Genomic DNA, 10,328 nt, shown 5'->3' on the forward strand with positions numbered 1-10,328 from the left:
GCATGGCTGTCTCCCTCGACATCGCGGATCTCCGGGCGCGACGGCGCTCCTCCGAAGCGGAGGCCGGTGCGACGCACGAGAGCGCGCCGCAACCTGCCCCCGCCGACGGCGCGGGCTGCCATGCCGGCAAGGCGGTGATGCGCGAGGCGGCCGAGGCGGCCTCCACGGAATCCGGGATCGCGGAGACCCTCGCGACCTATCGCCGGGACTACCCGGCCGGCCCGCACGACCAGCCCCAGAGCATGTGCCCGGCCTTCGGATCCCTGCGCGTCGGGCTTCGCATGCGGCGCACGGCGACGATCCTCTCCGGATCGGCCTGCTGCGTCTACGGGCTGACCTTCACCGCGCATTTCTACGGGGCGCGGCGCAGCGTCGGCTACGTGCCGTTCAATTCGGAGACGCTCGTCACCGGCAAGCTGTTCGAGGACATCCGCGAGGCGGTGCACGCGGTTGCCCGCGCGGGCGAGCATGATGCGGTCGTGGTGATCAACCTCTGCGTGCCCACCGCCTCCGGCGTGCCGCTGCGCCTCCTGCCGAAGGCGATCGACGGAGTGCGCATCATCGGCATCGACGTGCCGGGCTTCGGCGTGCCGACCCATGCCGAGGCCAAGGACGTGCTCGCGGGCGCCATGCTGGCCTATGCCCGCCGGGAAGCCGAGCAGGGCCCGGTCCAGGCGCCGCGCGGGGGCCGCTCCGAGCGCCCGGCCGTGACGCTCTTGGGCGAGATGTTCCCGGCCGATCCCGTGGTGATCGGCGCGCTGCTGGAACCGCTCGGCCTCGCCGCCGGCCCCGTCGTGCCGACGCGGGAATGGCGCGAGCTCTACGCGGCCCTCGACGGCGCGGCGGTGGCGGCGATCCACCCGTTCTACACCGCGTCCCTGCGCGAGTTCGCGGCGGCCGGCCGGCCGGTCGTCGGCTCGGCGCCGGTGGGCCATGACGGCACGGCCGACTGGCTCGACCGGATCGGCGAGGCCTGCGCCGTGCCGCGCGCCCGCGTCGAGGCCGCCAAGGACCGGCTGCTGCCGCCGATCCGCGCGGCGCTGGCGGCGAACCCGGTCCGCGGCCGCGTCACGCTCTCGGGCTACGAGGGCTCGGAGCTGCTGGTCGCCCGGCTCCTCGTCGAGAGCGGGGCGGAGGTGCCCTATGTCGGCACCGCCTGCCCGCGGACACCCTGGTCCGAGGCCGATTGCGCCTGGCTCGAGGCGCGCGGCGTCGCCGTGCGCTTCCGCGCCTCCCTGGAGGACGATCTCGCCGCCTTCGACGCCTTCGCGCCCGACCTCGCCATCGGCACGACGCCGGTGGTGCAGGCGGCCAAGGAGCGGGGCGTGCCCGCCCTCTACTTCACCAACCTGATCTCGGCCCGGCCGCTGATGGGGGTGGCCGGGGCCGGCTCGCTCGCCCGCGTCGTCAACGCGGCGCTCGCCAACCGCGACCGCTTCGCGGCGATGCGCGGCTTCTTCGAGGGCGTCGGCTCGGGCCACGCCGCCGGGATCTGGCAGGAGGTGCCGCAGGTGAAGGCCGCCCCGAAGGCGGCCGCGCCGAAGGCGCCGATCGGGGAGATGGCCTGATGCTCGTCCTCGATCACGACCGGGCCGGGGGCTACTGGGGCGCCGTCTACGTCTTCACGGCGGTGAAGGGCCTGCAGGTCGTCATCGACGGCCCCGTCGGCTGCGAGAACCTGCCGGTCACCTCGGTCCTGCACTACACCGACGCCCTGCCGCCGCACGAATTGCCCATCGTCGTCACCGGGCTCGCCGAGGAGGAACTCGGCCGCCACGGCACGGAAGGGGCGATGAAGCGGGCGCATGCGACCCTCGACCCCGCGCAGCCCAGCGTCGTCGTCACCGGCTCCATCGCCGAGATGATCGGCGGCGGCGTGACCCCCGAGGGCACCGGCCTGCAGCGCTTCCTGCCGCGCACCATCGACGAGGACCAGTGGCAGGCCGCCGACCGGGCCATGGCCTGGCTCTGGCAGGAATACGGGGCCAAGCGCTACGCCAAGAAGGGCATCCCGAAGCGGCCCGAGCGCAAGCCCGGCGAGACGCCGGCCGAGAAGCCGCGGGTCAACCTGATCGGCCCGGCCTACGGCACCTTCAACATGGCCTCCGATCTCGCCGAGATCCGCCGCCTCGTCGAGGGGATCGGCGCCACGGTGAACCTCACCTTCCCGCTCGGCTGCCACCTCGCCGACGTGCCGAAGCTCGTGGAGGCGGACGCCAATATCTGCCTCTACCGCGAGTTCGGCCGCGGCCTCTGCGAGAGCCTGGAGCGGCCCTACCTCCAGGCCCCGATCGGGGTCATCGCCACGACGAAGTTCCTGCGCAGCCTCGGCGCGATCCTCGGGCTCGATCCCGAGCCCTTCATCGCCACCGAGCGCCACACCACGATCAAGCCGGTCTGGGACCTCTGGCGCTCGGTGACGCAGGACTTCTTCGGCACGGCGAGCTTCGGCATCGTCGCGACCGAGACCTATGCAAGGGGCGTGCGCCGCTTCCTCGAGGACGAGATGGGGCTGCCCTGCCACTTCGCCTTCGGGCGGCAGCCCGGCCACAAGCCCGACAACGCGGCCGTGCGGGCGGCGATCGCCGAGCGGCCCCCGCTCGTCCTGTTCGGCTCCTACAACGAGCGCATGTACCTCGCCGAGAGCGGCGGCCGGGCGGCCTACATCCCGGCCTCCTTCCCCGGCGCGATCGTGCGGCGGCATACCGGCACGCCCTTCATGGGCTACGCCGGCGCCACCTACCTCGTGCAGGAGGTCTGCAACGCGCTGTTCGACGCGCTCTTCCACATCCTGCCGCTCGCCCGCGACCTCGACGCCGTGGAGGCGACGCCGGCGCGGGCCCACCGCGAGCTCGCCTGGGAGGAGGACGCGCGCACCCGGCTCGACGCGCTGATCGAGGCCGAGCCGGTCCTCGTGCGCATCTCCGCCGCCAAGCGGCTGCGCGATGCCGCCGAGCGCACCGCACGGCGCCTCGGCGCGGAGCGCGTCGCCCCCGTCCATGTCGAGCGCGCCGCCGCCCATGCGGAGGCCGCCGCATGAGCGCCCCCGTCCGATCCCGCATCCAGCCCGTGGAGACGCTATCCATGAAGACCTGGCCCATGCTGAGACCGATGCCCGCGACGGCCCGCCTGCAGCGCGACCTGCACCGCGAGGCCCTCCAGTTCCGGATCATCCTCGGGCTCACCTACCCGCTCTTCCTGGCCGCGGCCGTGCTGCAGCGGCTGCGTCCCGGCCCGGTCCGGGCGGGGCTGGGAGCCGCCGCGCCGCAGCGCAGCGTGTTCGGCGAGGCCCGGGCGATGGCGGCGCAGGCCGTCCCCTTCGCCTTCATGGGGTGAATTCGGGGCTGAGTTCGGGGCCGGGTCTCGAGCCCTTGGCCCTCGATCCGGGTCCGTCCGGGCCCCGCGACGCTTCCGTCCGGTGGATCCGGGAAAGACCCGCCGTGATCGCCTCGGGTCACGGCGGCACCCGTCGCATCCCGCCCGGGATGCGGCCAACACAACGGAGGTTCGACCGATGGCAAGCGGAGTGACACCCGAGAGACCGAGCAGCCTGTCCGGGCTGACGGAAGCCGAAGCCAAGGAGTTCCACGCGATCTTCCTGACGAGCTTCATCATCTTCACGGCGATCGCCGTGGTCGCCCACATCCTCGTCTGGCTGTGGCGGCCCTGGCTGCCCGGGCCGCAGGGCTACGCCTCGCTCGAGGGCGTCGGCGAGACGGCCCGAGCGCTTCTTCCTCTCATCGGCTGAGGAGATCGGCGATGCACAAGATCTGGCTCCTGTTCGATCCGCGGCGGACGCTGGTGGCTCTGTTCACCTTCCTGTTCGTCCTGGCGCTGCTGATCCACTTCATCCTGCTCTCGACCGACCGGTTCAACTGGCTCGACGGCCCCAAGAAGGCCGCCGACGCCCAGAGCCTCGTCCTGCCGAGCCTGCCCGCCTGACGGGCGGAACGCCGCGGCGCCCTCCGGTGCCGCGGCCCACGAGCGAGAGAGCTTTCGGGAGGCCCGACGCCGGGAGGGATTCGCCATGGCGATGCTGAGCTTCGAGCGCAAATACAGGATCCGCGGCGGCACGCTCCTCGGCGGAGACCTGTTCGACTTCTGGATCGGACCATTCTACGTCGGATTCTTCGGGGTCACGACGATCTTCTTCTCGGTGCTCGGCACCGCGCTGATCCTCTACGGGGCGGCGATCGGGCCGACCTGGAACATCTGGCAGATCAACATCGCGCCGCCCGACCTGAAATACGGGCTGGCCCTCGCGCCGCTGCGGGAAGGCGGGCTCTGGCAGATCATCACCTTCTGCGCGATCGGCGCCTTCTGCTCCTGGGCCCTGCGCGAGGTCGAGATCTGCCGCAAGCTCGGCATCGGCTACCACGTGCCGTTCGCCTTCTCGGTGGCGATCTTCGCCTACGTGGTGCTGGTGGTGGTGCGCCCGTTGCTGATGGGCGCCTGGGGCTACGGCTTCCCCTACGGCATCCTGAGCCACTTGGACTGGGTCTCGAACACCGGCTACCAGTATCTCCACTTCCACTACAACCCGGCGCACATGCTCGCGGTGAGCTTCTTCTTCACCACGACCTTCGCGCTGGCGCTCCACGGCTCGCTGATCCTGTCGTCGACGAATCCACCCAAGGATGACGACGTGGTGAAGACGCCCGAGCACGAGGACACCTTCTTCCGCGACACGATCGGCTACTCGATCGGCACGCTCGGCATCCACCGGCTCGGCCTGTTCCTGGCCCTCTCGGCCGGGTTCTGGAGCGCGGTCTGCATCGTGATCAGCGGCCCGTTCTGGACCCGCGGCTGGCCGGAATGGTGGGGCTGGTGGCTCAATCTTCCGGTCTGGCGCTGAAGGGGGAGGGCGGCATGGCCTATTACCAGAACATCTTCACCCAGGTTCAGGTGCGCCCGGTCGAGCCGGAGCGCGGCATCCCGGTCGCGGTCGACGCCCGCGTCGGGAAGGCCTTCAACAGCTACCTGTTCGGGCTGATCGGCAACAGCCAGGTCGGGCCGATCTACGGCGGCTATCTCGGCGCGCTCTCGCTCGCCTGCGGGCTGATCGCCTTCGAGATCATCGGGCTCAACATGTGGGCCTCCGTGAACTGGGATCCGGTGCAGTTCGTGCGCCAGCTCCCCTGGCTGGCGCTGGGGCCGCCGCTGCCGAAATACGGGCTGAAGGTGCTGCCGCCGCTGAACGAGGGCGGCTGGTGGCTGATCGCCGGCTTCTTCCTCACCGCCTCGATCCTGCTCTGGTGGGTGCGGCTCTACCGGCGGGCGCGGGCGCTGGGTCTCGGCACCCACGTGCCCTGGGCCTTCGCGAGCGCCATCTGGCTCTACCTCGTGCTCGGCTTCATCCGGCCGCTGCTGATGGGCTCGTGGAGCGAGGCGGTGCCGTTCGGGATCTTCCCGCACCTCGATTGGACCGCGGCATTCTCGCTGCGCTACGGCAACCTGTTCTACAACCCGTTCCACATGCTCTCGATCGCGTTCCTGTACGGATCGACGCTGCTCTTCGCGATGCATGGCGGCACCATCCTCGCCTGCTCCCGCTACGGCGCCGAGCGCGAGATCGACCAGATCGTCGACCGCGGCACGGCCACCGAGCGGGCCGCCCTGTTCTGGCGCTGGACCATGGGCTTCAACGCCACGATGGAATCGGTCCACCGCTGGGCCTGGTGGTTCGCGGTGCTGACCACGCTCACCGGCGGCATCGGCATCCTGCTCACCGGCACCGTCGTCGACAACTGGTACCTCTGGGCGGTCAAGCACGGCGTCGCGCCCGCCTATCCCGACGTGTTCGGCCCGATCATCGACCCGCTCAAAGCCCCGGGAGGCACGCCATGAGGACGGTGCTCGGCATCATCGCGGGCGTCGCCGCGCTGCTCCTCACCGTCGCGCAGTTCGGCACGGCGGGCTGGACCAAGCCGCCGATCCTGGCCAACCAGCACGGCTTCCGCGGGACCGGCATGGACCAGGTCAAGACCAAGGCGGAGGCCGCCGCCATCCGGGACGCCAACGTCGCCCCGGCCCCGGCCGAGAAGGTCGAGCCCGGCACCGACAAGGCCGGCACGACCTACGAGAACGTCCAGGTGCTCAAGGACATCAGCACCGAGGAGTTCAACCGCCTGATGGTCTCCATCACGGAGTGGGTCTCGCCGCAGCAGGGCTGTACCTACTGCCACAACACCGAGAACATGGCCGACGACAGCCTGTACCAGAAGAAGGTCGCCCGCCGGATGCTGCAGATGGTCCAGCACATCAACGCGGACTGGAAGGAGAAGCATGTCGGCGAGGCGGGGGTGACCTGCTACACCTGCCACCGCGGCAACCCGGTGCCGGCCCAGGTCTGGTTCGACGCGCCGAGCCCGACCCGCGGCTTCATCGCCCGCAACAACGGGCAGAACATGGCCACGCCCTCGACCGGCCTCGCCTCGCTGCCCTACACCTATCTGGAGGACTACCTCGCCAAGCCCGATCCCGACCAAAGCGCGATCCGGGTGAACGCGACCACGGCGCTGCCCGAGGGCAAGGGCAAGCCGATCCAGCAGGCCGAGCGCACCTTCGCCCTGATGATCCACATGTCGGAATCGCTCGGGGTGAACTGCACCTACTGCCACAATACCCGCGCGGTGGCGGAGTGGTCGCAGAGCACGCCGCAGCGCACCCTGGCCTGGCACGGCATCCGCATGGTGCGCGACCTCAACGGAGCCTACATCACGCCGCTGACCGCGACCTTCCCGCCGAACCGCCTCGGGCCGAAGGGCGACGCGCCGAAGATCAACTGCGCCACCTGCCACAACGGCCAGAACAAGCCGCTGGGCGGCGCGCACGTGATCGAGGCCTATCCGGAGCTCGCCCGCAACACGGCGGCGGCCTCCGCCCCGCAGGAGAAGCCGGCTCCGGCTCCAACGCCTGCACCGACGCCTGCACCGGCTCCGGCGCCGCAATGAGGCGGAGGCGCCGGCGGGGTCAGCCCGCCGGCGCCCGCCGGCTCCCGAGCAGCAGGGCGAGGGTCCGGACCGCGATCCAGCCGATGACGAGGTTGGCGGCCACGAAGAGCGGGACGGCGAGGGCCGCGCTCGGCCCCGCCAGCCCGCGCTCCGTCAGGCGCAGGGCGGCGAGGGGGAGGGCGGAGACGCCGAACGTATAGGCCCAGGCCGCGGGCGAGAACGGCTGGCGCCGCAGCCAGGGCACCAGCCGCAGCGTCACCAGGGCCTGGAACAGGGCGTAGCCGAACAGGATCTGGGCGAGCCGGTCCGGCGGCCCGTCGGTGACCGCGAGATAGGCGACGCAGGCCACCGCGGGCGGCGCGAGGTGCAGCCCGAGCGAGGCGCGCAGCCCCACCGGCAGGGTCTTCAGGATCAGCCGGTGCACGACGACGGATTCCAGCGTCAGCCAGGACAGGAGGCCGGCTCCGAAGAAGAGCAGGCCCAGCTCCTTCATCTCGAGCGAGGCGCAGGTGATGGCCGCCACGAAGCCCCCGCCGACGGTGGGCGTGTAGAGGATCGGCGACGTCGCCTCGAAGGCCCGGTTCCCCATCCAGAGGCCGCCGACGCCCCAGGCGGCGAACAGGGTCGTGCCGACGAGCCCGGCCAGGGCCATCGCCCCCGCGGCGGCCGGCCAGTGCGGCGCGAGGCCGACGGCGGCGATCATCGTGGCGATCGGGACCAGCGAGCCGAGGAACGCGGCGGTCGGATCGCGCGCCTCGGCGCGGACGGCGTCGCGGTCGTTCAGCCACCGGAGGGCGTAGAGGGCGATCCAGGCCGCCCAGACCGCCACGCCGCAGAGGGAGACCGCCTCGCCGATCCAGGCCGGCGCCAGCCCGATCCGGGCGGCCGTCCGCCAGCCATTGCCCAACCCGCACAGGCCGAGGACCATCCCGAAGAAGGTGGCCGGGACCCGGAGCCGCGACATCCGCCCCCGCGGGGCCCGGTCGGCGCGCGCGGAGGCCTTCTTCGTCTCGGCCGCGTCGCTCATCTCAGACGACCGTGGTGACGGCGCCGGGCGGGTGCGCCAGCAGCGTCCCGAGCAGGCTGAGGCCGTAGCGCAGCGTCTCGCGGTCGGGCGCGGCGCCGAGCGACACCCGGATCGCCTCCGGCGCGGGCCCGACCGCGAAGGCATCGCTCAGGACGACGGACAGACCGAGCTGCCGCGCATGCGCCCCGAACGCGTCCCGGCGCCAGGGCTCCGGGAGCGGGAGCCAGAGATGGTGCCCGCAGGGCTGCGCCCGCAGGTCGAGGCCCTGGAGCGTCTCCTGCGCGATCGCCTGCCGGAGGCCGTTCTCCTGCCTGACGGAGGCGACGATCGCGTCGATCTCCCCGTCGGCGATCCACCGGGAGGCGAGGGCGGCCGCGAGCGGCGAGGCCATCATGCTGATGGCGCGCAACTCGGCGGCGAGCCGGACCGCCTCGCTCGTCCCCGGCGCCGCGACATAGGCGATGCGCAGCCCCGGGCTGACGCATTTCGACAGCGTCGCGACGTGCCAGGTGATGTCGCCCGCCAGGGCGGCGATGGGCGCCGGCGCGTCGGGCGGCAGCGCGCCGTAGGCGTCGTCCTCGAGGATCGCGACCCCGTGCGCGCGGGCGATCTCGGCGATGCGCGCGCGCCGCGCCCGCGGCAGCGTCGCCGTGGTCGGGTTGTCGAGGGTCGGGACCACGTAGAGGGCGCGCGGCCGCTCGGCCCGGCAGCAGGCGAGGAAGGCCTCCGGCAGGAGCCCGTCCGCGTCGGCGGCCACGGGGACGAGGCGGGCGCTCCGCCGCTCGGCGATCATGCGCAGCCCGGGATAGGTCAGGGCCGGGACGCAGAGGGCGTCGCCCGGCTTCAGGAGGACGGCGAGGGCGGCGGCGAGGGCGGCCTGCGCGCCCCCCGCCACGAGGACGCGCTGCACCGGGAGCGGCCCGAGCCGCGCGCCGAGCCAGTGCGCCGCCGCGGCGCGGTCGGCGAGGTTCCCGGCGCTGTCCTGATACTGCATCCGGTTGAGGAAGCCGGCCGAGCCGGCGACGTGCGACAGGCCGGCCTCCAGGCGCTCGGCCAGCCGCGCCGCCGCCGGCTGCGGCGGCATGTTCATGCTGAAATCGACGCTGCCGGAGGGGTCCGGCATGCGCGGGGGAGGGGGAGGGGGAGGGGAAGGGGCGGGGAAAGCGGACGGCGGCGCGGGGCCGCGGACGAAGCTGCCCCTGCCGGCGGCGGCCTCGATCAGGCCCGTCCGGCGCGCCTCGTTGAAGGCGCGGGTGACCGTGGTGAGGTCCACCTCGAGCCGCTTGGCCAGGGCGCGCTGCGGCGGCAGGCGCGCGCCGGGGGCGAGCCGCCCCGTGCGGATGTCCTCGGCTAGGGCCTTGACGATGGCCAAGTATTTCGGCCCGGCGCCGCCGTCGATTGTCGGGCTCCAGGATTCCATCATTGACCCCTGTCGTTGTCCGGATGTATGCATACATACAACTTGCGGACAAGGGATACGGCCTCTCCGGCCATCACCCATCCTCGGAAATGTATGGTTCAATGATCCATACATTCGCGACAGGCAAGGCATCCGTCCCGCCATCGGACAGAGCGGGCCAGTTCAGGAACGGTGGACCATGCACAGGACGACCGATCGATCGCCGCTCTCCGTCGGGCTGCGCTGCCGCTGCCCGCGCTGCGGCGAGGGGCGCCTGTTCGACGGCTTCATCACCCTGAAGCCCGGCTGCGAGGCCTGCGGGCTCGATTACGGCTTCGCCGACCCGGCGGACGGCCCCGCCTTCTTCATCATGATGACGATGGCCTTCCCGGTCACCGCCTTCGGCATCTGGCTGGAGCTGACCTACGATCCGCCGCTCTGGATCCATGCGGCCGTCACGCTGCCGCTGCTCCTGCTGGCCTGCGTGCCGATCATCCGGCCGCTGAAGGGGCTCTTCATCGCCAGCCAGTACGTCAACAAGGCGGAGGAGGGCCGTTTCGCGGTCCCGTCCGATCCCGTCCGGACGAGGGCCCAAGTGGGGCAGGCCAGCACGATTGAAAACGCCTCGTAATCCCTCGGTATCGATCCGTAACATGAAAATTTTCACAGATTTCCTGAACTGAATATTTGACACTCATCAATTTCCGACCCACGACGCCAGGGGACAACGCGGCCGGATTACTGTCGGTCTCGGCATAGTCCACCCCGGATCACTGCGGAATGACGCAGCGGCCGGGGCACCGGCGGGGGGCTGTCACCGTGCTGTTCGCGTCCCCGCCATTCCTGTTCATATTCCTGCCGTGTGCGGTGCTGGGCTTCTTCCTGATCGGCCGGAGCGGGCGGCCCGCCCTGGCGCTCGGCTGGCTCGCCGCGGCCTCGCTGGTCTTCT

General features: G+C 71.6%; 11 protein-coding genes. 9 read left to right on the forward strand and 2 right to left on the reverse strand.

The features are described from left to right. Positions 1-2: 2 nt before the first annotated feature. From bchY to pufC, 8 genes are all read left to right on the forward strand, one after another. Positions 3-1,568, forward strand: coding sequence for a chlorophyllide a reductase subunit Y (gene bchY, locus MTDSW087_RS14150; RefSeq protein ID WP_144764887.1), 1,566 nt, complete (start codon positions 3-5; stop codon positions 1,566-1,568). Continuing rightward, positions 1,568-3,040, forward strand: coding sequence for a chlorophyllide a reductase subunit Z (gene bchZ, locus MTDSW087_RS14155; RefSeq protein WP_144764889.1), 1,473 nt, complete (start codon positions 1,568-1,570; stop codon positions 3,038-3,040). Before bchY ends, bchZ begins: the two co-directional genes overlap by 1 nt. Positions 3,041-3,084: 44 nt before the next feature. Then, complete coding sequence (locus MTDSW087_RS14160; RefSeq protein ID WP_425324722.1) at positions 3,085-3,336, forward strand: hypothetical protein; 252 nt, start codon at positions 3,085-3,087, stop codon at positions 3,334-3,336. Positions 3,337-3,514: 178 nt separating this feature from the next. After that, on the forward strand, positions 3,515-3,748 hold the full coding sequence (gene pufB / locus MTDSW087_RS14165) for a light-harvesting antenna LH1, beta subunit (RefSeq protein WP_144764891.1): 234 nt from the start codon (positions 3,515-3,517) through the stop codon (positions 3,746-3,748). A gap of 11 nt (positions 3,749-3,759) precedes the next feature. After that, positions 3,760-3,942 (forward strand): light-harvesting antenna LH1, alpha subunit, encoded by a 183-nt coding sequence (gene pufA / locus MTDSW087_RS14170; RefSeq protein ID WP_144764893.1) that lies wholly within the window; start codon positions 3,760-3,762, stop codon positions 3,940-3,942. An 85-nt stretch (positions 3,943-4,027) separates the two neighbouring features. Then, positions 4,028-4,855: a photosynthetic reaction center subunit L gene (gene pufL / locus MTDSW087_RS14175; RefSeq protein ID WP_144764895.1), complete on the forward strand. Its 828-nt coding sequence runs from the start codon at positions 4,028-4,030 to the stop codon at positions 4,853-4,855. A gap of 14 nt (positions 4,856-4,869) precedes the next feature. Further along, on the forward strand, positions 4,870-5,847 hold the full coding sequence (gene pufM, locus MTDSW087_RS14180) for a photosynthetic reaction center subunit M (protein WP_144764933.1): 978 nt from the start codon (positions 4,870-4,872) through the stop codon (positions 5,845-5,847). Beyond that, a complete protein-coding gene (pufC, locus tag MTDSW087_RS14185; RefSeq protein ID WP_144764897.1) occupies positions 5,844-6,953 on the forward strand; it encodes a photosynthetic reaction center cytochrome PufC in 1,110 nt (369 codons plus the stop codon). The genes pufM and pufC overlap by 4 nt, the downstream gene beginning before the upstream one ends. A gap of 19 nt (positions 6,954-6,972) precedes the next feature. Here pufC and MTDSW087_RS14190 read toward each other — a convergent pair whose 3' ends face one another. Together MTDSW087_RS14190 and MTDSW087_RS14195 are read right to left on the reverse strand one after the other, a co-directional pair. Further along, positions 6,973-7,980 (reverse strand): SLAC1 family transporter, encoded by a 1,008-nt coding sequence (locus MTDSW087_RS14190; RefSeq protein WP_186383846.1) that lies wholly within the window; start codon positions 7,978-7,980, stop codon positions 6,973-6,975. A 1-nt stretch (position 7,981) separates the two neighbouring features. Beyond that, positions 7,982-9,403, reverse strand: coding sequence for an aminotransferase-like domain-containing protein (locus MTDSW087_RS14195; protein ID WP_144764899.1), 1,422 nt, complete (start codon positions 9,401-9,403; stop codon positions 7,982-7,984). A gap of 175 nt (positions 9,404-9,578) precedes the next feature. Between MTDSW087_RS14195 and MTDSW087_RS14200 the strand changes: the two genes are divergently transcribed. Next, entirely contained in the window at positions 9,579-10,010 is a 432-nt protein-coding gene (locus MTDSW087_RS14200; RefSeq protein WP_144764901.1) for a DUF983 domain-containing protein, read from the forward strand. The last annotated feature ends 318 nt before the right edge of the window (positions 10,011-10,328 follow it).

Source organism: Methylobacterium dankookense, from assembly GCF_902141855.1.
GTDB lineage: Bacteria > Pseudomonadota > Alphaproteobacteria > Rhizobiales > Beijerinckiaceae > Methylobacterium > Methylobacterium dankookense.